This is a genomic window from Pantoea sp. JZ2 (genome assembly GCF_035191405.1).
GTDB classification, from domain to species: Bacteria; Pseudomonadota; Gammaproteobacteria; order Enterobacterales; family Enterobacteriaceae; genus Pantoea; species Pantoea stewartii.
On the sequence record NZ_CP045247.1, the window covers coordinates 2,622,380 to 2,647,046 of the forward strand.

General features: G+C 54.7%; 19 protein-coding genes and 1 pseudogene. 8 read left to right on the top strand and 12 right to left on the bottom strand.

From position 1 onward, the window contains the following. Positions 1 to 206 precede the first annotated feature (206 nt). Both GC087_RS12550 and araA read left to right on the top strand, forming a co-directional pair. Positions 207 to 1,892, top strand: coding sequence for a ribulokinase (locus GC087_RS12550; protein ID WP_058701963.1), 1,686 nt, complete (start codon positions 207 to 209; stop codon positions 1,890 to 1,892). A gap of 12 nt (positions 1,893 to 1,904) precedes the next feature. Beyond that, entirely contained in the window at positions 1,905 to 3,395 is a 1,491-nt protein-coding gene (gene araA, locus GC087_RS12555) for an L-arabinose isomerase (RefSeq protein ID WP_039340462.1), read from the top strand. Positions 3,396 to 3,655: 260 nt separating this feature from the next. On the opposite strand, the gene GC087_RS12560 is transcribed toward araA, so the two are convergent. The 4 genes from GC087_RS12560 to GC087_RS12575 form a co-directional block, all read right to left on the bottom strand. Then, positions 3,656 to 4,651: a hypothetical protein gene (locus tag GC087_RS12560; protein WP_282498753.1), complete on the bottom strand. Its 996-nt coding sequence runs from the start codon at positions 4,649 to 4,651 to the stop codon at positions 3,656 to 3,658. Between the two features lie 240 nt (positions 4,652 to 4,891). After that, entirely contained in the window at positions 4,892 to 5,329 is a 438-nt protein-coding gene (locus GC087_RS12565; RefSeq protein ID WP_110267814.1) for a bifunctional diaminohydroxyphosphoribosylaminopyrimidine deaminase/5-amino-6-(5-phosphoribosylamino)uracil reductase RibD, read from the bottom strand. A 62-nt stretch (positions 5,330 to 5,391) separates the two neighbouring features. After that, positions 5,392 to 6,219: an MBL fold metallo-hydrolase gene (locus tag GC087_RS12570; RefSeq protein WP_039340466.1), complete on the bottom strand. Its 828-nt coding sequence runs from the start codon at positions 6,217 to 6,219 to the stop codon at positions 5,392 to 5,394. A 73-nt stretch (positions 6,220 to 6,292) separates the two neighbouring features. Then, positions 6,293 to 7,177 (bottom strand): SDR family oxidoreductase, encoded by an 885-nt coding sequence (locus GC087_RS12575; RefSeq protein WP_324028459.1) that lies wholly within the window; start codon positions 7,175 to 7,177, stop codon positions 6,293 to 6,295. Between the two features lie 114 nt (positions 7,178 to 7,291). On the opposite strand from GC087_RS12575, the gene GC087_RS12580 reads away from it, so the two are divergent. The 3 genes from GC087_RS12580 (at position 7,292) to GC087_RS12590 (ending at position 10,735) form a co-directional block, all read left to right on the top strand. Next, positions 7,292 to 8,194, top strand: a complete 903-nt coding sequence (locus tag GC087_RS12580; RefSeq protein WP_205950127.1) for an AraC family transcriptional regulator — start codon at positions 7,292 to 7,294, stop codon at positions 8,192 to 8,194. A gap of 502 nt (positions 8,195 to 8,696) precedes the next feature. Continuing rightward, positions 8,697 to 9,680 carry a DUF1852 domain-containing protein gene (locus GC087_RS12585; protein ID WP_324028460.1) on the top strand — a complete coding sequence of 328 codons (984 nt, stop codon included), beginning with the start codon at positions 8,697 to 8,699 and terminating at the stop codon, positions 9,678 to 9,680. A 26-nt stretch (positions 9,681 to 9,706) separates the two neighbouring features. Then, the gene (locus GC087_RS12590; protein WP_133745206.1) at positions 9,707 to 10,735 is read left to right on the top strand and encodes a methionine synthase; all 1,029 of its coding nucleotides are present in this window, start codon (positions 9,707 to 9,709) and stop codon (positions 10,733 to 10,735) included. 239 nt (positions 10,736 to 10,974) lie between these two features. Here GC087_RS12590 and GC087_RS12595 read toward each other — a convergent pair whose 3' ends face one another. Together GC087_RS12595 and GC087_RS12600 are read right to left on the bottom strand one after the other, a co-directional pair. Continuing rightward, positions 10,975 to 11,142, bottom strand: coding sequence for a con-10 family general stress protein (locus GC087_RS12595; RefSeq protein ID WP_006119054.1), 168 nt, complete (start codon positions 11,140 to 11,142; stop codon positions 10,975 to 10,977). Between the two features lie 332 nt (positions 11,143 to 11,474). After that, positions 11,475 to 11,597 (bottom strand): hypothetical protein, encoded by a 123-nt coding sequence (locus tag GC087_RS12600; protein WP_269750921.1) that lies wholly within the window; start codon positions 11,595 to 11,597, stop codon positions 11,475 to 11,477. Positions 11,598 to 12,324: 727 nt separating this feature from the next. On the opposite strand from GC087_RS12600, the gene GC087_RS12605 reads away from it, so the two are divergent. Beyond that, entirely contained in the window at positions 12,325 to 12,492 is a 168-nt protein-coding gene (locus GC087_RS12605) for a con-10 family general stress protein (protein WP_006119050.1), read from the top strand. 140 nt (positions 12,493 to 12,632) lie between these two features. Then, a complete protein-coding gene (locus GC087_RS12610; RefSeq protein ID WP_324028461.1) occupies positions 12,633 to 13,292 on the top strand; it encodes a MerR family transcriptional regulator in 660 nt (219 codons plus the stop codon). A gap of 427 nt (positions 13,293 to 13,719) precedes the next feature. Here the strand turns inward: GC087_RS12610 and GC087_RS12615 are convergent, their stop codons facing one another. From GC087_RS12615 to GC087_RS12630, 4 genes are all read right to left on the bottom strand, one after another. After that, complete coding sequence (locus GC087_RS12615) at positions 13,720 to 16,050, bottom strand: FdhF/YdeP family oxidoreductase (RefSeq protein ID WP_039340474.1); 2,331 nt, start codon at positions 16,048 to 16,050, stop codon at positions 13,720 to 13,722. Between the two features lie 401 nt (positions 16,051 to 16,451). Beyond that, positions 16,452 to 18,002 (bottom strand): MFS transporter, encoded by a 1,551-nt coding sequence (locus GC087_RS12620; RefSeq protein ID WP_058709181.1) that lies wholly within the window; start codon positions 18,000 to 18,002, stop codon positions 16,452 to 16,454. 99 nt (positions 18,003 to 18,101) lie between these two features. Beyond that, positions 18,102 to 19,166, bottom strand: a complete 1,065-nt coding sequence (locus GC087_RS12625) for a Gfo/Idh/MocA family protein (RefSeq protein ID WP_324028462.1) — start codon at positions 19,164 to 19,166, stop codon at positions 18,102 to 18,104. A gap of 10 nt (positions 19,167 to 19,176) precedes the next feature. Then, complete coding sequence (locus tag GC087_RS12630) at positions 19,177 to 20,346, bottom strand: Gfo/Idh/MocA family protein (RefSeq protein ID WP_324028463.1); 1,170 nt, start codon at positions 20,344 to 20,346, stop codon at positions 19,177 to 19,179. A gap of 196 nt (positions 20,347 to 20,542) precedes the next feature. Between GC087_RS12630 and GC087_RS12635 the strand changes: the two genes are divergently transcribed. Further along, positions 20,543 to 21,616 (top strand): LacI family DNA-binding transcriptional regulator, encoded by a 1,074-nt coding sequence (locus tag GC087_RS12635; RefSeq protein WP_324028464.1) that lies wholly within the window; start codon positions 20,543 to 20,545, stop codon positions 21,614 to 21,616. An 89-nt stretch (positions 21,617 to 21,705) separates the two neighbouring features. Here GC087_RS12635 and GC087_RS12640 read toward each other — a convergent pair whose 3' ends face one another. Together GC087_RS12640 and GC087_RS12645 are read right to left on the bottom strand one after the other, a co-directional pair. Further along, the gene (locus GC087_RS12640; RefSeq protein ID WP_058701974.1) at positions 21,706 to 22,404 is read right to left on the bottom strand and encodes a hypothetical protein; all 699 of its coding nucleotides are present in this window, start codon (positions 22,402 to 22,404) and stop codon (positions 21,706 to 21,708) included. Between the two features lie 423 nt (positions 22,405 to 22,827). Beyond that, positions 22,828 to 24,482 (bottom strand): annotated as a pseudogene (locus GC087_RS12645) (methyl-accepting chemotaxis protein). Positions 24,483 to 24,667: the final 185 nt, after the last annotated feature.

Consider the following 24,667-nt stretch of genomic DNA (forward strand, 5'->3'; position numbering starts at 1 on the left):
GAAGAAAAATGTAGAGCGGTATCACATCTTAAAATCACGACAGAATGATCCATATATTCAGCAAATTTAACCGTCTGTTAACTTTTGCAATGGATCACAAATTCACTGCGTGTGGCAGAAAAGTGCATATTCTCAGCCAGCCGTGACTAACCCTTCTTTTTTACACAACTCAGGATAAGGAGGTTTATTCACAACAGGAGAGTCAAATGCGTACTGAAGCCATCACCCTGGGGCTGGACTTTGGTAGTGATTCGGTGCGTGCGCTGGCGGTGGATTGTCACACTGGTCAGGAGCTGCACAGTGCCGTGGCCAACTATGCACGCTGGCAGCAGGGACTTTACAGCGATCCTCACAGCAACCGCTTTCGTCACCATCCTCAGGACTATATTGATGCTATGGAGCAGGCCATGCTGGGTGTGCTCGCGGCGCTGAGCGACACGCAACGGGCCGCCGTCGTCGGCATCGGTGTCGACAGCACCGGCTCCACCCCCGCTCCGATCGATCGTGACGGCAAGGTACTTGCCCTGCGACCGGAGTTTGCGGAAAACCCCAATGCGATGTTTGTGCTGTGGAAAGACCATACGGCCATTGAAGAAGCGGAAGAGATTAATCGCCTGTGTCGCAGCGGCCGCTTTACCGATTACAGCCGCTATATCGGCGGGATCTACTCGTCGGAATGGTTCTGGGCCAAGATTCTTCATATTACCCGCCAGGATGCTGCCGTGCGCGATGCGGCCGTGTCCTGGGTTGAACTCTGTGACTGGGTGCCCGCCTTACTCAGCGATACCGTCGCCCCGGACAAACTCCGTCGTGGGCGTTGTGCCGCTGGTCACAAAGCGCTGTTTCATGCTGACTGGAACGGCTTACCCGACGCCGACTTCCTTAACGCGCTGGACCCGGCGCTGACTCAACAGCTGGATTCTCCCCTGTTCAGCGAGACCTGGACCGCGGATATCCCGGTGGGCACGCTGAGCCCGGAATGGTCGCAACGCCTGGGTTTATCGCAGCAGGTTACGATTTCGGGCGGCGCATTTGACTGCCATATGGGCGCGGTCGGCGCCGGTGCGCGACCCTATACCTTAGTGAAAGTGATTGGCACGTCGACCTGCGACATCCTGATTGCTGACACCGGGAAAGTCGGCGACCGCGCCATCAAAGGCATCTGTGGTCAGGTTGATGGCAGCGTCGTGCCGGGCGCGATTGGTCTGGAAGCAGGCCAGTCGGCGTTTGGCGATATTTATGCCTGGTACAGCCGCCTGCTGGGCTGGCCGTTGCAGCTGGCAGCGCAGCACCATCCCGAACTTAAACCGCAGTTGGCGGAGATGCAAACGTCACTGATCACCCGTCTGACCGAGGCCTGGGTCGCCAGTCCGCAGTTGGATCACCTGCCCGTAGTGCTGGACTGGTTCAACGGCCGCCGTACACCCAATGCCAACCAGCGCCTGAAAGGGGTTATTACCGACCTGAATCTCGGCACGGATGCTCCGGCCCTGTTTGGCGGCCTGATTGCGGCCACCGCCTTTGGTGCCCGCGCCATCATGGAGTGCTTCGAGCAGCAGGCAATTCCGGTGGAAAACATTCTTACCCTCGGCGGCATTGCCCGTAAATCCCCCGCCATTATGCAGGCCTGCTGCGACGTGATGAACCGGCCGCTGGATATCGTCGCCTCCGATGAGTGCTGTGCGCTGGGCGCAGCCATCTTCGCTGCCGTCGCCGCGGGCGTTCACCGCGATGTGGAGCAGGCGCAGGACGTCATGGCCAGCCCGATTGACGTGACGCTGCAGCCCGATCCGCAGCGCGTCGCGCGCTATCAGGCACTTTATCAACGCTATCAACAATGGTGCGAGACGGCAGAACCCCATTATGCCGCCCGTTCCGCTTCCGCTAAGTAAAGGAGTGGTTTTATGCAACAGTTCAACGTGTGGTTTGTCATTGGTACACAGCACCTCTACGGCGCGGAAACGTTACGTCAGGTTGAACACAATGCCCGGCAGGTGGTGGACGGATTAAATCAGGCGGGTTTGCCTGTACGTCTGACGCTGAAACCGCTGGTCAAATCGCCTGATGAAGCGCTGTCGCTGTGCCGTGACGCCAGTCACGATCAAAACTGTATCGGTATCATTACGTGGTTGCATACCTTTTCGCCGGCCAAAATGTGGATCGGCGGATTGAATGTCTTAACGAAGCCCCTGCTACAGTTTCATACCCAGTTCAATGCCGAGATCCCCTGGGACAGCATGGACATGGACTTTATGAACCTGAATCAAACGGCGCACGGTGGCCGTGAGTTTGGCTTTATTGGTGCGCGCATGGGCCTGCAGCACAGCGTGGTGACCGGCCACTGGCAGGATAAACACAGCCAGCAGCGCGTCGCCAACTGGATGCGTGCGGCGCTGGCCAAACAGGCCAGTCAGCATCTGAAAGTCGCGCGTTTTGGTGACAACATGCGTGAAGTCGCGGTCACCGAAGGCGATAAAGTGGCGGCGCAAATCCAGTTCGGCTATGCGGTTAATGGCTGGGGCGTGGGGGATTTGGTGGAGGTGATCAACAGCGTCAGCGAGGGAGATGTCAATGCGCTGGTTGACGAATATGAAAGCCAGTATCGTTTCTCCGACGTGGCCGCCGCAGGCGGTGAAAAACGGCAAAACGTACTGGACGCCGCACGCATCGAGCTGGGCCTGAAGCGTTTTCTGGACGATGAAGGCTGCAAGGCGTTTACCACCAACTTCCAGACGCTGCACGGCATGACGCAGTTGCCCGGCCTGGCGGTACAGCGCCTGATGGGCCAGGGTTATGGCTTTGCGGGCGAAGGAGACTGGAAGACCGCCGCCCTGCTGCGCATCTTTAAAGTGCTGGCGGGTGACCGTCCCGGCGGCACCTCCTTTATGGAGGATTACACTTACCACTTCTCTCCGGGCAACGATTTAGTGCTGGGTTCTCATATGCTGGAAGTGTGCCCGTCTATCGCGCGGGAAGAGAAGCCGCTGATCGACGTGCAGTTCCTCGGCATCGGCAACAAAGCCGATCCGGCGCGGCTGATTTTCTCCACGCCGGCCGGTCGTGCCATTAACGCCAGCGTGATCGATATGGGCGATCGTTTCCGCCTGCTGGTTAACGTAGTGGACGCGATTGAACAGCCTAAACCACTGCCAAAACTGCCGGTAGCCCGCGCGTTGTGGAAAGCGCAGCCGTCTCTGGCGACCGCCTCTGAAGCCTGGATTCTGGCAGGCGGTGCGCACCATACGGTGTTCAGTCAGGCTCTGACGCTGGACGATATGTATCTGTACGGCGAGATGCACGGCATTGAAGTGCTGGTGATTGATGAGCACACCCGGCTTCCGGCCTTTAAAGATGCGCTGCGCTGGAATGACGCCTATTACCATATGAAGCGTTAAGCACCGCTAGCGAACGCATTAACAAAGCGGCGGGCCAGCCCGTTGGCGGCCCGCTTTTTTTATGCGTCGCGCTCAACCTGAGGTACAGCGTTACTGCCCTGATATCGGGCAATAATCCCCCCTGGCCGCTGTCTGTTTCCTTTGCCAGTCGATCGGCAAAAGCCGCTGCCGGCCTGGCGATATGACCGCCCGATAACGGGACAGGTTATCTTCGTTAACCTTCCCCACCGCGAGGCACCGTTACATGGCTGTCATGCGGCTCAGACGTTGTGCGTGAGGGCAGTGTGACGCGGCGTCACGCTATGACTGCCCGTCTGATCGTTAATGTTTTGATAGTGAACGTCGCTGTGGCTGACGCGAGCGGGCCTGTCAGACAGGAAGCGGCTGTCTTGCTCTGTCTGTTGCGTGGGCGTCCCGGCGGCCTTGTCTGCCTTGACCAGAAGCGGCTTCACGGGCGCTGCCGAAGGCTGCCAGGCTATCCGCGCCTCGGTCAGCGTATTTTGGGCCAGATTCTCATTCACCTGCGCCAGCTGCCGCCGCAGCACATTGAGTTTCACTGCGGTCGCCAGCGGAATCTGACGTTCCTGATCCTCCAGCACGCTAATCTGCTGACGGGTCGCATACTGTTGTTGCAGCAACGCGCGGTACTGGCTTTCATAGCCCCAGACCACCGACTGCTCCTGTGCAAACTGCAACGCCGAAATATAGCCTTTGTTCAGCAGCGGTCGCCATTTGTTGACCAGGTTTTGCGCCATGCCAACCTGCGCGGACTCGATTTTGATTTGCTGATCAAGTTGCGCCAGTTGTCCGTTCAGCATAGCGGCCTGGAAGTGGTTATCACTGACCTGTTGCAGTGCCAGCTGCTGCGTGTGGGCCATGTCCTGCAGCAGGCTGCCCTGCTCCAGCTTCAACTGATCGCTGACGAGTTGCATGCCTTTGAGTGCCTGACGGTTTGCCTCGGCGATCATAACGACTGAAGGCACGGAGGCATGCGGCAAATGTTCACTGACGGCAGCGATTTGTCCGGTTGGGTTGGGTGCAGTAGCGGCGCTGAGCGGACGCGCGGACGCGTGCCGGCTGGACAACACCTGGCGCAGAGCGGACGCATGATTGTCGACAAAACAGATCAGGCTCACCGTCCCCACCACCAGCGAGAACAGATTACGCCGCACAAACAGTGAGGCAGAGGAAACGCCGCCAGCCGCGGCCACGCGGGACGACTCAGGAGATGGCTGTTGTAAAAATGGTTTTTCCATTTTTTACCCTTAACTCAGTGCGCGTTGGTGGTCTGTTTACGGGATGTCGCGGAAACGTTTTGCTCCCTGGCGGGCAAAAGGCCTCACCGCACACCTAACATCACATGCCCCGGAGCAGAGATAAAACAGAAGTTCATTTCCAGTCGTTACGCTTTGAAAGGGAATCTCACGATGTTTCACCAGCGGTTCAGGGATGTAAATGCCGATGTCTGGCTAACAGCACGCCTTCTCACCTACATTTTACGCAAGCGAGCGAATTAAATAGGGTGCCAGAAAACACTCAACGTCATTTCTCGCCACCCCCAGCGTCACGCCGATGCCCGCTTGCTTTAAGATCGCAATCCCTTCTCCGCGATTACGCGGATGCGGATCTTCAATGGCGATGTAAATATGTCTGGGCCTGAGCCGGGCCAGTGTTAGTGCGCAGGACGGGGTTCTGCCCTGAAAGGCACAGGGCTCTAGCGTGACATAGATTTCGCACTCTTCTACAGGTAACGTAAGTGTGGAAAGTGCATCAGCCTCAGCATGGTACTGACCCGGTGAACGGGTAAATCCGGTCGAGACAACCCGACCATTGTGAACAATTACGCACCCTACCGGTGGGTTAGGTCTGCAATGCGGCAGCGCATGGCGGGACTGCGCCAGCGCTAACAGCATAAATTGTTGTGATTTTTGCATCATTAGCAGGACTCGTCTCATTACCGTTTTACGTCCGTGAGCTTAGCTACAGAACGTAAAACTCAGATAAACTGCCATTCAAATCCCGCAGAGGTCTGGCTGACATAACCTGCCGACGAGCCCGGAAAATGCGAACTAAACCAGCGTGCCTGATGCTCACTCGCCCATGTCATTGCCCAGCGCCGCTGGGCTTCGGCCTGCGCGGCATCAGCACAAAAGCGCGAGGCAAGCTGGGGCTGACTGACCTGCAAATCGTTATGCATCAGGTCACCGGAAAACAGCGCATAATCGCCCGCACTGTGCAGAATAATCGACGCGTGGTCATGACTGTGGCCGGGCGTGGGCACATAGCGCAGCACATCAGCAAACACCGGCTCTTGCGTCACATCGAACGTCTCCAGCAAACCCGCCGCGATAACCGGATTAATGCTGTCCTCTAACAGCGTCTTGCGTGCCGGATCGTGTTGCCAGCCTTTTAACCCGCTATCCGAACAGTAGTAGCGGGCATGTTTGAAAAACGGTGTCCATTTACCGTCCATCCAGTGCGTATTCCAGCCCACATGATCGCCATGCAGATGGGTGATCAGCACGATATCCACCGCGTCAGGATCGACGCCCGCGTCACGTAAGCGCTGCGCATACGGCGTATTCAGCTGATGGGAGAGCGGAGAGCCTGCCCGCTCGCGACCATTGCCGCTGCCCGTATCGATCACAATAAGGTTGTCAGGCGTGCGGACCACCCAACTGTGAACAGAGAGCGTGATCGTTTCCGGCGTTCCGCTCGCTAACGCCTGCGCGGGAAACAGCCATTCCGTGGACAGAGACGCGTCCAGTTCAGGAATTTTAAAGACCTCGCACTCACCTACGCGGTAAACCGGCGTCACAGACATATGACCTCTCAAATCAGGGGGAAAATGATACTGACTCGTCGCATCTTGCCATCTTCCCGGCCGTTAAGCACGCTTAGCCCGGCATGCGTTCAAGATCGGCAATCAATCCCGGCCCTGTGGGCTGCCATCCCAGTTGCGCCCGAGTAAGCCTGCCTGAGGCGGACATATCCTGCGCAACGAAATGACTCAGCCAGCCAAAATGATCGGTAGCTTCAGCGGCTGAAAGGGATATGACCGGCAGGTTGAGGATCCGCCCGAGGGCGTCGGCAAGCACGCGCAGCGTAATGCCTTCTTCGGCGACCGCATGATAACGGCTTCCTGGCCTGTTCTTTTCCAGCGCCAGCCTGTAGAGGCAAACCGCATCGTCAAGATGCACTGCTGACCAGCGGTTTTGGCCTTCATCAATAAAAGCGGAAACGCCTGTCTGTCTCGCCACCTCAATCAGTGACGTAACCAGGCCCTGTTTCAACGGATTATGTACCTGAGGTAACCGCACAACGGAAACGTTGACCCCTTTTTCCAGTGCCGCCATCGCGGCCAGCTCGGATGCCCGGCGCGGATTAGGATGAAGCGGGTTGAAATAGTCTTCTACGGCAGGTCTTCCCTGCCCCGGCGAGCCCAGTCCCACCGCCGAGGTGATGATTAAGGGCCGTGCGCTTCCTGCCAGTGCCGTGGCCATCGCGGCGATTGCCTGCCGATCGGCTTCACAGTTTGTCAGAAACGTCGAAAAATCATGGTTAAAGGCGGTATGAATCACCCCCTCGCAGCTTGCCGCGCCCCGTTGCAAACTATTGTGATCGTTAATATCACCCCAAAAGGGCTCGACACCTGCTTTGCTGAGCCTGTCGACACCCTGCTGATGTCGGGTCAGTCCGACCACCTCATGCCCTGCCGCGATCAGATCGGCCGCAATCGCCGACCCGATAAAACCCGTTGCTCCTGTAAGAAATAGCCGCATGTCTGTTCGTCCTCTTGTCAGCCTTCGCAACCGTGGTTGTCTACTTTACGGTGGAGAAGGAATGCGCTCTATGTGATAACGTCGCTTTTTTATGTCTGACCGTCTGGGATGATCATGGACCCGCTTTCACAGCTCTTAGCCCTGCTTGAACCACAACGTTACGTTTCCGGTGGTGTGATACTGACGCCGGAGATGTCGGTACAATGGCCCGCTCATGATGGCGTGAAGTGCTATGCCGTCGTAGCGGGTGCCTGCTGGCTGACCGTTGACGGTGTTGCGGAACCCTTGCGCCTTAACGCCGGCGAGTGCTATCTGCTCCCGCCAGGCGCACCTTTCAGGCTGGCCACAAACCCGGACGCGCAGACTGTCGATTTTCAGACGGTGCGGTCTGAGATGGTTGCCGTGACAGCGGCAAAGCTTGATGAAACCTCCGCCTGTTTACTGGTAGGCGGGCATTTTCTGCTGACCGGACGGCCCGCACAGATGCTGTTAGGTACGCTGCCGCCAGTGGTGCACATCCGGCGCAGCGCAGACAGAGCCGCCATGCAATGGGCGCTGGAAAGAATGTCACAGGAAGTCCGTGAAGCGCAGCCCGGCAGCGTCCTCATCGTGCAACAGCTGGCATTTATGCTGCTCATTCAGGCGTTACGGCTGTATGCAAATGACCCGCAGCAGTCGGGCTGGCTTGCGGCCCTGAAGGATAAAAAGCTGGGCGCAGCGCTGGCCTGCATGCACCAGCACCCCGAACACAAGTGGACGCTGGCGGAACTGGCAGCCAGGGTGGGAATGTCACGCGCGGTTTTTGCTGAACGATTTAAGCAAACGGTGGGCATCGCGCCCGTCGACTATCTCACGCAATGGCGCATGCATCTTGCCTGCGACCAGTTAAAAAAAGGGAATGACGGGCTTACCGCGATTGCTGCCGGGCTGGGCTATGAATCTGAGAGCGCCTTTGCAAAAGCCTTCAAGCGTGTCATCGGTGTTTCACCAGGCAAGTTCAGTAAAGAAAACGCCTGATCGGGCGGCCCGAAACCAGGGATGATGGCGGGCTTCAGGGGAATATGGCTGCGCGGGGCTGAAAATCCCTGCGTGAGTACGGTAGCGCTTGCTGCGGGCCTGTACAACGCTCATGAAAGAGGCTCATTAACCTGAATAAATATCACCGCTTTTCCCGCAACATGAGAAACCTTCACATGAGCCGTTTTCATGAGGAGACGGAAACCGGGATATTGGCAGGCCTTACGCCACAAGGGTTCAGGGCGCATTGCATCACGGCACAGTCTGTCCGTTTGTCTCCATTCCGCGTATGGCAGAGGCTTTACCTCTGTCGACCATGAAGATGGCTCATGTTGTGTTGAAATTAAGTCGCTTTCCCTTCCTCCGCGGCTCTGGCATAAAATATGCTTTATTGACAAACACACAACGTGAAAGCGGTTAAACGAAAAACCAGAATGCAGGCCAGTCTGGATAACTAACAGCCACAGACCGTTTTTCACATCAGAACGCAGGGTGCATCACGATGAAAAAAGAATTCACATTTACGATTAAGAGCAGTGTTTTCGATGAGAATTACAACCCGTCTGAAAATACGCGCATCACCACCAATTTTGCTAACCTGGCGCGCGGGACAAACCGTCAGGAAAACCTGCGCAATGCCTTAACGATGATTGATAATCGCTTCAACTCGCTGGCGCACTGGGATAATCCAAAGGCCGATCGTTATGGTGTGGAACTTGAAATTATCTCGGTTGAGTTAAATATCGAAAACGAGACGCAACGCGGCGCGTTTCCTGTAATTGAAATTCTGAAAACCCATATCGTCGATAAAAAAACTCAGCAGCGTATTGAAGGTATTGTTGGCAATAACTTCTCCTCTTACGTGCGCGATTATGATTTCAGCGTGCTGCTGTCTGAGCACAATAAAAACAACACCGGCTTCAGCGCACCTGCTAACTTTGGCGATTTGCACGGCAATATTTTCAAGTGCTTCGTGAACTCTTCGACCTTTAAAGAGAACTTTAAAAAACAGCCGGTCATTTGCCTGAGCGTGTCCAGCAAAAACGTTTATACCCGCACAGGAAACCGTCATCCGGTACTGGGTATTGAATACCAGCAGGATGCCTATTCCCTGACTGACCAGTATTTCCACAAGATGGGCCTGACGGCGCGCTATTTCATGCCGGAAAACAGTGTTGCCCCGTTGGCGTTTTATTTCTCGGGTGACCTGTTGAGTGATTACACCAATCTTGAGCTGATCAGCACCATTAGTACGATGGAGACGTTCCAGAAAATTTATCGTCCTGAGATTTACAATGCTAATTCACCGGCTGGCCAGTGTTATCAGCCAAGCCTGAACCATCTGGACTATTCATTAACGCGCATTGTTTACGATCGCGAAGAGCGTAGCCTGTTAGCGGTAGAACAAGGGAAATTTACCGAAGAGAAATTCATTAAACCTTATAAAGCCGTTCTTGAAGAGTGGTCTGCCAGTTACGCGCTTTGATTAACCGAAATACAAGGTCACCTATTATGAAAATGTTGTTACCTACCTCAACCGCAGGCAGTTTACCGAAGCCATCCTGGCTGGCTCAGCCTGAAACGCTGTGGTCGCCCTGGAAGCTGCAAGGCTCAGAACTGGCTGAAGGGAAAAAAGATGCGCTGCGTTTAATTCTGGACGATCAAATCCAGGCCGGTATTGATATCGTCAGCGACGGTGAACAAACGCGCCAGCACTTTGTGACGACATTTATTGAGCACCTGAATGGTGTTGATTTCGAGAAGCGCGAAATTGTCCGTATCCGTAATCGTTATGATGCCAGCGTACCGACGGTGATCAGCGCGGTTAGCCGTCAGAAACCCGTCTTTATTGACGATGCGAAATTTTTGCGTCAGCAGACTAAGCAACCGATCAAATGGGCGCTGCCGGGTCCGATGACCATGATTGATACGCTGTATGACGGCCATTACAAGAGTCGTGAAAAGCTGGCCTGGGAATTTGCCAAAATTCTGAATCAGGAAGCCAAAGAGTTAGAAGCGATTGGCATCGACATTATTCAGTTTGATGAGCCCGCTTTTAACGTGTTCTTTGATGAAGTCAACGACTGGGGCATCGCCGCGCTGGAACGCGCTGTGGAAGGCCTGAAGTGCGAAACCGCTGTGCATATTTGCTACGGCTACGGTATCAAAGCCAATACCGACTGGAAGAAGACGCTGGGGACGGAATGGCGTCAATATGAAGAAGTCTTCCCGAAACTGCAAAAATCAAAAATCGATATCGTTTCGCTGGAATGTCAGAATTCGCGCGTGCCGATGGAGCTGATTGAGCTGATTCGGGGTAAAAAAGTCATGGTGGGTGCCATTGATGTAGCAACCAATACCATTGAAACGCCGGAAGAAGTGGCCGCGACGCTGCGTAAGGCGTTGCAGTTTGTGGATGCCGACAAACTCTATCCGTCAACCAACTGCGGTATGACGCCATTATCCCGTGAGGTGGCGCGTGGCAAGCTCCATGCCTTAAGCGCGGGCGCGGCTATTGTCCGTCAGGAGCTTTCAGCGTAGTTCACGCGGGTAATCTGTAGCAGGTGAGCGCGCTGACGTGACTCGCCTGCCATCCCTGCCTTGTCGTTATCATCCCTTTGTGTAAGAACAGCCTGGCACTGACCGGGCTTTTTCGTGCGTGGATCGATGCCGTCTCTGATGAATTAGCCTGGGCATTGATCATGCCTGCGGAAACGGTGGGACATAATGCAATCATGGAGCAGTCCCTGCTCCGCTGTTCAGTCCCTTATAAGCCGGTATCAGGAGCCACGATGGCTGTTCTGGCCCCCTTTCTTACCGGCTTCTGAGGCTTTTTCACGATCGTTTTTGAAATTGCCGCCGCTGTTCTGGCCGCCTTTTTTACCGGCTTCAGAAGCTTTCTCTTTATCTTCCGCGAAATTACCTGATCCGCCACGATGTTCAGTCATAATATTTCCTCTTCAGGTTAAAGTTGTCTGCTTCTTTGCTTCACCATTTGCATGGCACTGTTAAGGTTATAACGCGCCTGTTAATCTGCAAGCGTGGCGGATAAAACATTCGCCGCTTTGTTTAGCGCTTTTAATACTGCCGCGCAACCGCAACGGAGGGCGGAAAATAAAAGCGAAAAACAACAAGATAATCACCATAAAACTCGCTTCTCTTGTTTAAATGCGACTGCTTTCATTCGTCAAAAAATTAACAAGAGGTTACATTTAGGCGTGTAGAACGGCAATTTTCAGGCAAAATAAATACTCAGCCTTAGGCTGACATCCCTTCACGGTTAAAAGACAATCTGTTTACGCACCACCACGTGCTCCCGCAGCATCCCACTCAACCTTTTGCCAGCCTCAGAAAACGACGCTACCACGTCTGACGCCTGCCCTGTAATACCGTGCTCTGCCATTAAGCTTTACCTGTGGGCGTCGGCCACGTGTTAACGGCCTTATTGATCAGGGGCACACTAACGCTGCCTGGAAATAAAAGAGAGTGGTCTGTCGTCAGGAGCAGGTAATGTATTTCAGTCATCCGTCAGCGGCAACAGCGCGCGCTCAGGAAAAGCCACGGCGATTGTGAATATTCATTACTCATCGCGCTCTAAATAAAACCCTGCGCCTAAAAAAGGCTCCCCGTGCCTGTCGCGCGAGTGAATATACCGCTTTATTTTCTCGCCTGGCTGTTTAAAAAGACGACCTCCCGTTTCGTCGGTTAAAACATAACAGGACGCCCCCAACGCCAGCTATGAAAATAGTGGCATTCACTGACATCAAAAAATGCTATCGCGCCCTGTGTGTTGATAAGCGGATTGAGCGTTTCTGTTGGGTAAAAAAAGAAAATGGGATCGTTGCGTGGCAGCATGAATATGTCGCCGTCAGGCCGACAGGCTATAAAAAAGTTAAGATTCGTCTTAAAAAAATCGGGCAGTAAAGCTGTACATGGAATGAAACTTTCGTACAAATTTAATGCTAATAATCCTCATTTTCAAAGAATAAAAAACCTTTCAAGACGAAGCGGCATTAAAAAAACCGTTTTTTATTTTTTTCCATTGTATTGTTTCGCATTGGAATTATCAGAAACCATCGACCAAAATGAGGCTTTCCACTGTTAATGATGAAATGAGAGAGGATAGACCCATGGTCAAATATCGTGGCGGCGCAGGAAATTTTGCAGCAAACCCCGAGAGAGCCTCTGAAGCGGGTCGGAAAGGCGGCAAAAACAGTAGCGGAAATTTCAGGAACAACCCCGAGCGTGCAGTAGAGGCGGGCCGTAAAGGGGGAAAAGTCAGCCGTCGTACGGGCTAGTTCCCTTTGCGATTTCGCCCGTCTGCCTTTGCCGCGCTGGCGAGCATCTCTTTATACCTCCACCGAAACGCGCAACGCCAGAAAGGCCGCTTATCTTCCTGGCGCTGGCGCACATCTGATTTTTATAAACAGGAGTTTTTATGTTGTCATCCGACACGCTTTGTGCGCTCACAGGCGCCTCCCTGACCAATGTACGACGCTGGCAACGGTATGGACTTGTTGCTGTAGATCCCGTGACAGACTACTGGACAGAAGCCCAGCTCGAAGAAATCCGCGAAGTCATGTCAGCCAATGCCCACGGCGCAACGGCGCAGGAAATACACGATGGCCGCAGGCAATCAGAGGGCGTAATGACGTATGGCTGGCCCGCCCGTCGTGGCGAAATCCTGACCAGCCTGGAGTTTGGTTCAGACAGGCAGTTGATCCGGGTTATCCGTAGCCTGAGTCGGGACTTTGCCGGTGACGATTTTGTCCGGTCTTTAATGCGGCCACTCTGCAATTGGCTGCGCGAGGACCAACGTCGTGGCGCTGCGCGCAGGCTTGCCCGCTTTGAACATGTCACGGAGCATCATCACGCCTGTGTGACCCGCGCTGCCTCTCGCTCGGCCAGCGTACCGCTGTTGCTTGAGATTGCAGGTGAAGTACAGAACACGGATGTGCTGCTTGAGGCCATCCGGTTAACGGCACAGGGCTTTAGTGTGGATGTCTGCGTGGACACCTCTGTGCCGCTGCCAGCTCATCAGCGTAAGTCTTACGATCACCATCTGATCTGGCAGGCCAGCCAAATCAGCGTTCAGTAGCCGGTTCGCGTTAATGCTGCCCTTCCCCTCTTCATTCCGCAAACAGGTTAGCGTTTTCCCTTCACTCCGCGTGGCTGCGGTATGTTCTCCGGCGCTTTCCCTTGCGTTCTGACACTCCCCTTGCGTGCTGTTCTGGTGTGGATATGCGTGACCCCAGCCTTACAGTAAACGCACTCATTTGTCCTTCAATCCTGACGTTTTATGAAAGACCGTGGACTAACGCGGGCCATAGCATGGCGGTGATTGCGCCGGACAGGTTAGTTCCGGGCCGCCTTTTTCGGTTACGCATCCCCGGCGGTGCACGCCCCCAGTGATGCGCCCCATACAACTCAATGCCACTGGCGGCGCACAATGCGGTGGCGACGCGATTCTGCGCCCGCTGCGTACCGCTTCTCTCAGAGGGCGCACACGTTCTGTGAATACCGGGCTAACGACGCGTGGCAGAGCCGGCCAGTGCGCTTTCAGGCTGAACGCGTTCGAGCCTGACAGGGGTGCTTTTATAGGCCGGTATACCGCTTTTGGTATCATGGCTGTCCAGCGGTACCAGCACGTTCGCTTCCGGATAATAGGCTGCGACCGAACCATAGGCCATATCGTGCACCACGATGGTCAGCTTATCCATGCGCCTTGAGGTCGGGTTGCCGTCCGGGTCCAGGGCGATGACGTTGACCTGCTCGCCGACGCGTAACTGCCGTTTTTCGGCCTCATCCGGGTTGATAAACAGCACATCCCGGCGTCCTGTTACGCCCCGGTAGCGATCGTTCAGACCATAGAGCGTTGTATTGTATTGGTCGTGGCTGCGCAATGTCGTCAGCACCAGATCGTGGCAGGTCAGTGAGCGTGGATCTTCATTGATGCCCGCCATCACCAGGAACTGCGCTTTTCCTGACGGCGTGTGCCAGATGCGCTCGGATGCGCCATTGGGCAGGCGAAAACCACCCGGTTGTTGAATGCGCTGATTATAGTTTTCGAAGCCCGGAAACACCGCTTCAATGGCCTGGCGGATATTACTGTAATCACGCGTCATCTTGTCCCAGTCGACAACCGTATCAGGCAATGTGGCTTTCGCCAGGCTGGCCACCAGCAGCGGCTCTGACTTCAGGTGCGGCGAGGCGGGATCGAGCGTGCCTCGTGAAGCATGTACCATCGACATGGAATCCTCAACCGTGACACTTTGCGCACCCGAGGGTTGCTCATCCACCTCCGTGCGTCCCAGTACCGGAAAAAGATAACTGTGCTTTGCCATCAACAGATGTGAACGGTTCAACTTCGTCGCCATGTGCACCACCAAATCCAGGTTGCGCATGGCAGGAAAGGTGACCTGTGGGTCAGACATGGCTTCAGCCAGGTTGCCGCCAAGGCACAGCAGCGCTTTAGCACTGCCGTCACGGATGGCGCGAATTGCCTCAACCGCGCCGTGACCGTGTTGTCTGGGCGGCGTAAAGCCAAACACCTTTTCCAGACTGTTCAGCAGACTGTCAGACGGGATTTCGGTAATCCCAACCGTGCGATCACCCTGAACATTGGAGTGGCCGCGCAGCGGACAAATGCCGGCCCCCTTTTTGCCCATGTTGCCGCGCATCAGCAACAGATTCGCGATTTGCTGTACATTCTGTGTTCCGTACTGATGCTGTGTAATACCCATGCCGTAGCAAATAATGGTGCGATCCGCCTCCGCATACAGACGGGCCAGATGCTGAATCTCTTCACGCTCCATCCCTGAGACTTTCAGAATGTGCGCCCAACTGGTCGCCTCCAGATCGGCCTTCAGTGCCTCGAAGCCCTCAGTGTGTTCATGAATAAAGGCCTCATCCAGCACACCCGGTTCGCCCTGTTCTCTGGCCGTCGCATCCATAGCGAGCAGGAATTTCATCATCCCTTTCAACATGGCCGCGTCACCGCCTACGCGCACTTTATAATAGGTTGACGCCAGCTCGGTTGAGCCCATCGACAGCATCTCGATTGGGCTTTGCGGTGAGGTAAACCGCTCCAGCCCGCGTTCGCGTAACGGATTAATCGCAACAATCGTCGCACCACGTTTTGACACCTCTCTGAGCGTGCCCAACATGCGCGGATGGTTGGTGCCCGGGTTATGACCAATACATAAGACAAGGTCGCAATGGTCAAAGTCATCCAGCTCGACGGTGCCCTTTCCTACGCCGATGGATTCCGGCAACCCCACACTGGTCGGCTCGTGGCACATATTGGAACAGTCTGGGAAGTTATTGGTACCGTATTCGCGGGCAAACAACTGCCAGAGAAAAGCGGCTTCATTCGATGCGCGGCCAGAGGTATAAAACTCAACCATGTTCGGATCGCTATAGCTGCGCAGCCGCTCACCTATTTCACGAAAGGCCGTTTCCCATGCGATGGGCTGATAGGTATCGCTGGCCGCATCATATTTCATCGGATGGGTCAGCCTCCCTTCGCCTTCCAGATCCAACGCGCTGCGCGCCCACAAATCGCTGACCTTGTTAGCCGCGAAAAAATCGGGCGTGGCACGCTTACTAGTGGCTTCCCACGACACCGCTTTGGCCCCGTTTTCGCAAAACTCAAAAGAAGACGTATGCTGCGGATCAGGCCAGGCGCAGCCGGGGCAATCAAACCCCTGGGGCTGGTTCACCCTGAACAGGGCAATGACGTCCTGTTTCACCGCCATTTGTCCCCGAATCGCATCCGCTACAGCTTTTAATGCGCCCCAGCCACCCGCTGAGCCGCCATACGGTTTGACCCCAAAAGTACGATTCGTTTCTTTCATTTTTATCCCAACCTGTATCAATGGCTTTTGCTTAAGCCTGGTACAGGATTGGGAACACGCCTGTTAAGCAGGGCGCAAAGCCTGATTTAATTTTTGCAAAATGTTACCTCGCTGCGGTTAATTGCAGCCCATGCGCTTTTTGTGTCCCAACGGCGTTACCCACCGTGTTTCGCTTAAAAGGCAGAATTTTAAATCACGCGTAAATAGCGAGCCGGCGTCACCTTTCATTTGCATAATCATGGGCAGGCAGCGCCCGCCAAATAGCGGGAAAATGACGACGAAAAATCATATCCACTCGCGTCGCGTGATATTCATTTATCCGTTCTGCTTATTTCTGGCTGGCCATTGACGCTTCTGGCGGTTTATATTTCTCCGGTGAGTCACGCCAACGGCCTGTTCGCTTACCCTTTCAGTTCTGACTTTACAGCAGCATCCTGTAGAGGTTCTTTTTTACTGGCCCCCCAGACATCATCATAGGCATAACCGGTCAGCGCTTTGATCACCTCACGGGTTTCGGCATCACAGTCTTTAGGTGAACCGCCCAGCTTACGGCGTGCGACTTCTTTAATCAGCAATTTGTGGCTGCGCTGGGTCAGTTTGAACTGGAACGTCAGCCAGAAACTCACGGCCAGAAGCGCGCCTGTCACGCCTGCCATCAGCAGGACAATGGCGGTGATTGCGCTATCAGGCTGAGCGCCGTTCCCTTTGGCAAACCCGCTTTCCTGGAGCACCACGCCAATAGTAAAGATGGCAATCGCGACCGAACTTTTGCGCGTAAGCACCATGACGCCCGCGAAGATGCCTTCCCGGCGCTGACGGGTTACCATTTCATCAATATCGGGAATGAAGCTGTAAATATTCCACGGAATATAATACAGCCCCGCGCGCGCTATCCCCATAAACAGGAAGGCGGCGCTAAATAACAGCACGGGTACATGCCACTGCCAGAGATAAACGGCATACAGAAAAAGCAGCACGACGGCAATAGATATATAAGAGAGTCTCAAGGCGTTAGAGGGCGTCATAGAAAATCTGCCCAGCAACAGCATAAATAAAAAGGTGCCGGGGATAGACATAAACATCATATTACTCAGAAGCAGCGAGGCTAATGAGGCATCCTGTTTTAACCCATAAATAACGAAATAGGTAAAAACGGCAAGAAACACATCCATCGCTGTGAACGAGCAGATATAAATGAGCAGGTGCTGACGAAACGCCCGAATTTTAAATGACGAGGCGAGATCCACAAACATGTGTTTCACATGCGAAAGAAAATGACGCGCGGGTGCCGGTGGCTTTTGAACCTCGTCTGCATCCTGAATATCTTTCGCTTCCCAGGTGGTATACCAGGTAATAAATACCGCGACGCAGTAAATCACTGAGAAAATCACGCCCGTGAGTGTATAGGTGATGGCGTTGTCTTTGCCCGTGTACGTCATGATGACGCCCGGTACCGAGACCGCAAGAAAACTTCCCAGCGAGGAAAACATCATCCGCACGCCGGAAAGGCGAGTGCGTTCACTGAAACGGTTGGTCATTTCTGACGACAGGGTTTCCCACGGCACCAGCACCATGGCAGATAACAATTCGATGGTGAGATAGGTGCCAAGATAATACCAGTAGCTCATATCCGTGACCCACAATGCGCCGTACAGCAGCATCAGAGGCGAGGAAATTAACAAGAAGAAACGACGACGGCCGAATTTGCGCCCGGCCCAGGTATGGCCGAAATTATCCGTGATGTAACCCATGATCGGACTCAGTACGGAATCAATCACCCTGGCGATGGCGAAGATGGATCCGGCTTCCAGCACCGATAACCCGCAGTAGGTGGTATAAAAAAACAGTAGCCAGGCACCTATCACTGCAAAGGCACCGCCCCCAAATAAGTCGGTAATGCCGTAGCCTGTTGCTACGCCATACCCGACGCGACGTTCAGTCGGTTTAACCATTTATCTGCTTCCTGTTCTGGTCGGTGTTTTATAACGGCAAGCCAGTGCCTGCCGTCGCTGTTATCAACAGAATTGGAAAAGAATGGGCGTGCGGGCTGACTACACCGCGTTAGCTAACATTTGGGCTTTGATACACAGTTCAGCCGCTTTAAACGCATGTTCCTGTGTCATGGCGAGTTCGGTGCGATGCAGACAGTCGGTGATCAACTGGCCAAAGAACGGGAAACCCACCGTGCCCGCCACGCTGTAGCGAAACTCACCGTCCTGATTCACCAGGTAAACCACATCCTGCTCGTCACGCGTGAGATCGGTATACTTGCGAATTTCGATGTAACCGTCGGTTCCGAGCAGCGTCATTCGCCCGTCGCCCCAGGTCGATAAGCCTTCCGGGGTGAACCAGTCACAGCGAAAATAGCCGGTTGCGCCATTTTCCCCTGCCAGCATCGCCTCGCCGAAATCTTCAAACTGCGGATGGTGCGGATGGTGAAAATTGCGCACCTGACTGGCAACCACACGGGCCTGACTATTGCCGGTGTAATAGAGAAACTGCTCGATCTGGTGGCTGCCGATATCGCACAAAATGCCGCCAAAGTAGCGACGTTGATAGAACCAGTCCGGACGGCCGGTTCCTTCGCGATGCGGGCCCGTGCCCAGCGTTTGCACCACCCGTCCAATCGCGCCCTGTTCCACCAGCTGTCCCGCGAAAACCGCGCTCTCAACGTGCAGACGCTCGCTGTAGTACACCGCATATTTGCGGCCGGTTCTGGCGCACATGGCTTTGGCATCGTCCAGCTGTTCCAGGCTGGTGAGTGGAGCTTTATCGGTGAAGTAATCTTTCCCGGCCGCCATGACTTTCAGTCCCAGCGCACAGCGTTCCGAGGGAATGGCCGCCCCTGCCACCAGCCGCACCTGTGTGTCAGCGAGGATCGTGTCCAGGGAATCCGCCGCCTGAGCCTGCGGAAACTGTTGCAGGAACCTGTCGACTTTGGTCGCGTCCGGGTCATAAACCCATTTCAGCGTCGCCCCGGCTTCAGTCAGGCCATTGCACATCGCATAGATATGCCCATGATCCAGCCCGGCGGCAGCGATAATAAACTCGCCTGGGTTCACAACCGGCTGGGGTTTGCCTTTCGGCGCGTAGTTCATGCCATCCTTTTGATTCATGGTGTTGTCCTCACGCAAAGTTTTTGCCTAACGGGATCGCATCCTCATCCGCGAAATTTTCCACGGAGGCCTGTTTTTCATAAAAGTGCGGTGCGCTGGCAATCAGGCCACCGGTACGGTAGAAGGTGTCGTTGCTGGCAATCGGCAGCGTGACGGTGGTATGGGTTATAGCCGACTTGTAGATGGCGGTGATTAACGCCAGGGATTGCTTGCCCTGCTCACCGTCTACCAGCGGCGCACGCTGCTGCTCAATGGCCGAGAAAAAGTCATCCACCTGACCGGCATGCAGTGTCCATGTCAAGGGCGGGATCTGCGCATACAGCTGGTCCAGTTCGTTTTCCAGCGCGATGTGATGATCCTTTTCCGGAAAGCCGTTTTCCGCCGCCTGATAAGCAACGGGTTGCCAGGGCGCAGAGAGCCGCGCTTTCTCGCCCTGTAAAATGATTTTTTGATCTTCACCGTGATGCACCACCGAGGCCGTCAGCTGTGCCAGCGTGCCGTTCGGGTAACGGAAAATAGCGGCACTGAGATCTTCGACCTCCGCATTGTCATGGGCGACATTGCTCATCATGGCGACCACGTCCGTCGGTGCGCCGAGCATCCATTGCAGCGCATCGATGTGGTGCACAGCATGATTGAGCGTGCAGCCCCCACCTTCTTTTTCCCACGTCCCGCGCCACCACAGGTCGTAGTAGGCATGACCGCGCCACCACAATGAATCAACCTGGGCGTGACAAATCTTTCCTGCCAGGCCGGAATCCACCGCCGCTTTTAACCGCCAGAAGGCATCGGTAAAGCGGTTCTGCGCCACCACGGAGAGCACTTTGCCGCTGGCCTTTTGCGCCGCGATCATGGCATCGCACTCTTCAAGCGATGCCGCCATCGGCTTCTCGCACAGCACATGTTTGCCTGCCTGTAGCGCCGCTATCGTATTCTCGGCATGCACATAAGGCGGCGTGCAGACATCCACCACATCGATATCTGCGCCATCCGCCAGCATGGCGAGATGATCGCTGTACACGCGTACATCCTTCAGGCCGTAACGCTGCAATTTATCGCGGGCTTTGTCCGGGTACACATCCACTACCGCCACAATTTTGCCGCGTTCGGGAAACTGCAAAAACGCCTGAATATGTAAATTGGCAATATTACCCATACCTACTATCGCAATTTTTAACATGCCACTTCTCCGTCTTTGACCGTCGCTGTCGTCTTTGCGAGGAACATAGAAAAGCGGCTGTCGTGGGACAAACTGTTTTTGTGAGAATGTTCGCAGAGCGGCAAGGTAGTTTGTGAACAGCATGTAAAACCGCATTACTATCAAGCCACTACGGCTGCAAAAAATTGCAAAAATTGATTGGGACGGGGATCACACTATGGCGGGCAAGCTCAGGATGGACGAAATTTCGGCAAAAACCGGGTACTCTGTCAGTACCGTTTCGCGCGTACTGAGCGGCAAGGCCTATACCAGTGAAAAAGCCCGTAATGCGATTGTGCGCTGTGCACGTCAACTGGGTGTGTTGCACGACATGGTCAGCAGCCGCCTGTTAATTAACGGTCTGGTGGTCTTTGCGCCCGCCCGGACCTTTGCGCCGCGCGGCGATCACTTCTATCTGGAAGTGACGCGCGGGATTGCCGAAGCCTGTGCCAGCCATGATGTGCACATCAGTTACTGCCCACTGGAGGAACAGCGTGCCGATGTGAAACTGTTTCTGGAGAAGGCGGGCGCAAAAAGCAACGATGCGATCATCATCATCGGCACCGACGATCAGGCGATATTCAGCCTGGCAGCCTCGCTGAATAAACCCTGCGTCCTGATAAATTCCCGCGATAAAGACATGAAACTGGATGCGGTCTCCCCCGATCACCATGCGATTGGGTTCAGCGCCATGCAGCACCTGTTTGAGCAAGGGCACCGCCGGGTTTTGACCGTCACCTGTCTGCGCCGTGAAACGCTGTTTCTGCGGCTGGAGGGAATTAAAGACGCGTACCGCCATTTTCACCTGCCCTTTAGCGCGCAGAAGGACCTGATTGTGGTTGAAGCCTATTCTGAGCATGAAACCGAAGCCGCCCTGAATGGCTGGCTGGACGAACATCCGCGTGAGGAGTGGCCCGATGTGATAGTGCCGGTGGGCAAAGGGATTATTACCGGTGTTCAGACTGTGCTGGCGGCACGTTCCTTGCGTATTCCCGAAGATATCTCACTGATGACGACCGATCTGGCAAGTCAGCTGGCGGGCGCGGCCGGCAGGCCGGTGACAGGCTTTGCCGTCCCGTGTCGGGAGCTGGGCTACGAAGCCATCCAGCTTCTGCAGAACCGTCTGAACCGGCCCCATGCGCCCGTGTATAATCTGCTGTTGCAGGCAAAACTGATCGACCACGGCACGGTCGCCAATGCCACACGCCATGCGGCGCGGGAGGAAATACGGGACGATCAGACACCGGTTTGAACAGAGGGATGCGGGTTTGCAGCGGGCAAGTCATCTGTTGCAGGCCCCACTCAACGCTAGCATTTGTGACTAGCCGGCTGACACGGGCACTATTGCGGTAGTGCATGCGCAAAGAATTTAACCCCATCAGGCCAGGCGCCCCGATGGCCTGAAAAGGCGGCAGCGGCGTGACCGATCGTCATATTTCGGCTGCCTGCCTGGGTGATATCCGGACCGTCAGCGCGTAATCTTGCCAGCGAGATGCGTGACGGCCTGACAACCGCGATATGACCCGGTCTGTGCTGATCGGGGCTTTCATAGGCGACCACCACCAGCATGCCTTTATTCGCCAGCTGCTGAGCGTGCCACGCATCGCTGACCCTGATCCAGCCTGACTGACGCCCTTCACTACTGTCAAACCAGCGCGTTTGTGCGCTCGCCAGGAAAATCTGGCTGTGCTGAGGCGGCCTGAGCATATAGACGCCCAGGCGTGCGCCTACCGCTGCCGCAAACGCGCTGCAGTGCGTATGATTACCGGGACCAGAATAGGTATCCGGTCTGTCAGGCTTGCCCGTTTCCCAGTTGACGTGATGATGATTCAGCCATAAATGCTCCACGTCCGCATGGTCAAGCACGGCAAGAATCTTTTGCGCGTTGGGCGTGAGCGCGCCGCAACAGGGCGCATCCTGCGGCGGCACGGACTGGACGTTGCCAGCCGGAACCGGGCTGGCGACAGCCGACAGGGCCGGGACGAGAAAAGCCGCACTCGCAAAGACGGCCAACGCATATCTGCTCAGTGATGGTTTCATAGTGACCTGACTGTATAGAATTAAGGTTCGTCATTGAAAGGGCTTCTTCAGTAAGCGCGCACGCCCCTTCTTCCGCCATTCCGTGCGGTGAAGCGCCGGAACCCATCGCGCCTGCCTGCACCTTTATTTTACGCCTCTGCCACATCTTCAGGGTTGGGTTTCTGCATGACGAATTGAGCTCTGCCTTCCGGGTTTCCCGCCTGAAGCGGCGAACAGCCTGCGTGTTTCTGTCATCGCACGCCCGGTCGTGGCGTGCCTCGGTGACGTGACACGTCAGGCGGATTTCAACTTACTCCGGCAGGTGGTTTTTTTGCAAGGGTCACGTTCTGTAAGAACCGCAAGGTCACCACGGAGAATCTGTGGTGACCCCTGCCGTTCAGAGCCTGCGCCCGTTTTCAGCAGCACAGGCGTTTGTGTTGATTTTCAAAAACTCTGCCAGTTGGTCTCCGCTGCAGCGGGAACAATATTGCTGACAGGGCGCATCATGGCGGTCGGAGCTATCGCGCTTTTCACTTCCTTAAGCGCGTCAGGTCCTGCACGCTGGATAACAAACGCAGCAACCAGGCGGTTTAATGCTGAGGCCTGCTCCATTAATGAACGCGACGCAGAGGATGCTTCTTCCACCAGGGCCGCATTTTGCTGCGTCACATCATCCATTTGATTGACGGCCAGATGGACCTGGCTAATTCCCTGAGACTGTTCCTGGGCGGCGACAGAGATTTCATCGACCAAATCGGTAACCTGCCGGACGGCATCGTTCATTTTGTGCATATTTGTACCCACCCCTTCAGCCTGTACCGCACCGGCTTCCACAAAGCCCATTGACGATTCAATCAGCGCTTTAATCTCGAGGGCTGATGACGACGAACGCTGCGCCAGGTTGCGCACCTCGCCAGCCACGACCGCAAAACCACGGCCCTGCTCGCCTGCCCGTGCGGCTTCGACCGCCGCATTCAGGGCAAGGATATTGGTCTGAAAGGCAATCCCCTCAATGAGAGAAATAATGTCGGTAATTTTGGCCGAGCTTTCGCGTATATCGCCCATCGTCGTCAGCATTGTTTTCACCCGATCTGCGCTGTCTTCTGAAATCTCACGCGCATTTTTCGCTAACTGGCTGGCCAGTCGGGTATTTTCTGCCGTCTGACGCACCGTTTCACTCAGCTCTGACATACTGGCAGCCGTTTGCTCAAGTGATGCCGCCTGCTCTTCAGTCCTTGCCGATAAATCCTCGTTACCCGCTGACATTTGCGATGACGCTGTACTGACAGACTGCGCGGCACTTTCTACTGCGTTCAGTGACAGCGACACAGTCTGAATCAGATGATTAAACGCTTTTGCCGTCAGGCCGATTTCATCAGAGCGTGTGTCATCTGCTTTGAGAGTGAGATCGAGGTTTTCGCTGGCCTGCTCCATCGTCAGGCGCATGGCATTCAGCTGGCGGCGAATGGCTAAAATTGTCTTAACGGTAAAAAACCCCAGCAGCAAAATAGCGGCGGCTGAGCCGGTGATCAGGGTTAACAGCGTATGATGATAGGTTCTGTCGTTTTCTCTGCTGAGCGCATTGGCGAGATTGGTATTGAGCTGAAGTTGCTGCTGATAATTCGCAATGAGCTGTCGGGCTTCGGCACCAATCCCTGTTGTCCCCTGCAACATTCCCAGAGACACAGCATCATTCTGAGCACGTGAGGCGGCCAGAAAGGCCGGCAGGTCGCGTTCTATTTTATTAATCATCGTAAACGCCTTTCCGTCATTTGCCTGTCTTGCTCGTTGGACGTGTCCTCTGCAAGGTAGTGCTGATTAAGCGCACGAATATGTTTGATTGTGTCGTTGACTTCTTTTTCGATGACAGCCTGCCTGGCCAGGTCAGTCACGCTCTGATGATGATAAAGGGCGATGATGACGGCATTACTGCCTTCAATCATCTTTGAAATACCGGTGATTGACGGGACCGTATTTTCGTTAACGTATTTGAAGCGGGTCTGAAACCCTTGCGACACGCTGACAGATACGACAACCATAGCGACCAGCGCTGCGGAAAGCAGCGAAAACGTGAATAAAAGACGCTGAGTTATAGTCATTGTTTTTACCTGGTAAAAGAGAAAAGAAATACGTCTGATATGATTCAGAAAAAAGGCGACATACAGACAGTCAAATAAAATATCGGCGCCATAAAAAAATAATCAAACGGAGTTCCCGCTCTGTTTACACGCCATTTATACATATCTCCCTCCTGAAAAAACAACTCACTGAAAGGCCTCAGTTA

What these genes read in the sequence shown, in the direction of transcription:
- GC087_RS12550 (WP_058701963.1), top strand. Translation starts at nt 207, where the DNA reads ATGCGTACTGAAGCCATCACCCTGGGGCTGGACTTTGGTAGTGATTCG.
- araA (WP_039340462.1), top strand. Translation starts at nt 1,905, where the DNA reads ATGCAACAGTTCAACGTGTGGTTTGTCATTGGTACACAGCACCTCTAC.
- GC087_RS12560 (WP_282498753.1), bottom strand. Translation starts at nt 4,651, where the DNA reads ATGGAAAAACCATTTTTACAACAGCCATCTCCTGAGTCGTCCCGCGTG.
- GC087_RS12565 (WP_110267814.1), bottom strand. Translation starts at nt 5,329, where the DNA reads ATGCAAAAATCACAACAATTTATGCTGTTAGCGCTGGCGCAGTCCCGC.
- GC087_RS12570 (WP_039340466.1), bottom strand. Translation starts at nt 6,219, where the DNA reads ATGTCTGTGACGCCGGTTTACCGCGTAGGTGAGTGCGAGGTCTTTAAA.
- GC087_RS12575 (WP_324028459.1), bottom strand. Translation starts at nt 7,177, where the DNA reads ATGCGGCTATTTCTTACAGGAGCAACGGGTTTTATCGGGTCGGCGATT.
- GC087_RS12580 (WP_205950127.1), top strand. Translation starts at nt 7,292, where the DNA reads ATGGACCCGCTTTCACAGCTCTTAGCCCTGCTTGAACCACAACGTTAC.
- GC087_RS12585 (WP_324028460.1), top strand. Translation starts at nt 8,697, where the DNA reads ATGAAAAAAGAATTCACATTTACGATTAAGAGCAGTGTTTTCGATGAG.
- GC087_RS12590 (WP_133745206.1), top strand. Translation starts at nt 9,707, where the DNA reads ATGAAAATGTTGTTACCTACCTCAACCGCAGGCAGTTTACCGAAGCCA.
- GC087_RS12595 (WP_006119054.1), bottom strand. Translation starts at nt 11,142, where the DNA reads ATGACTGAACATCGTGGCGGATCAGGTAATTTCGCGGAAGATAAAGAG.
- GC087_RS12600 (WP_269750921.1), bottom strand. Translation starts at nt 11,597, where the DNA reads ATGGCAGAGCACGGTATTACAGGGCAGGCGTCAGACGTGGTAGCGTCG.
- GC087_RS12605 (WP_006119050.1), top strand. Translation starts at nt 12,325, where the DNA reads ATGGTCAAATATCGTGGCGGCGCAGGAAATTTTGCAGCAAACCCCGAG.
- GC087_RS12610 (WP_324028461.1), top strand. Translation starts at nt 12,633, where the DNA reads ATGTTGTCATCCGACACGCTTTGTGCGCTCACAGGCGCCTCCCTGACC.
- GC087_RS12615 (WP_039340474.1), bottom strand. Translation starts at nt 16,050, where the DNA reads ATGAAAGAAACGAATCGTACTTTTGGGGTCAAACCGTATGGCGGCTCA.
- GC087_RS12620 (WP_058709181.1), bottom strand. Translation starts at nt 18,002, where the DNA reads ATGGTTAAACCGACTGAACGTCGCGTCGGGTATGGCGTAGCAACAGGC.
- GC087_RS12625 (WP_324028462.1), bottom strand. Translation starts at nt 19,166, where the DNA reads ATGAATCAAAAGGATGGCATGAACTACGCGCCGAAAGGCAAACCCCAG.
- GC087_RS12630 (WP_324028463.1), bottom strand. Translation starts at nt 20,346, where the DNA reads ATGTTAAAAATTGCGATAGTAGGTATGGGTAATATTGCCAATTTACAT.
- GC087_RS12635 (WP_324028464.1), top strand. Translation starts at nt 20,543, where the DNA reads ATGGCGGGCAAGCTCAGGATGGACGAAATTTCGGCAAAAACCGGGTAC.
- GC087_RS12640 (WP_058701974.1), bottom strand. Translation starts at nt 22,404, where the DNA reads ATGAAACCATCACTGAGCAGATATGCGTTGGCCGTCTTTGCGAGTGCG.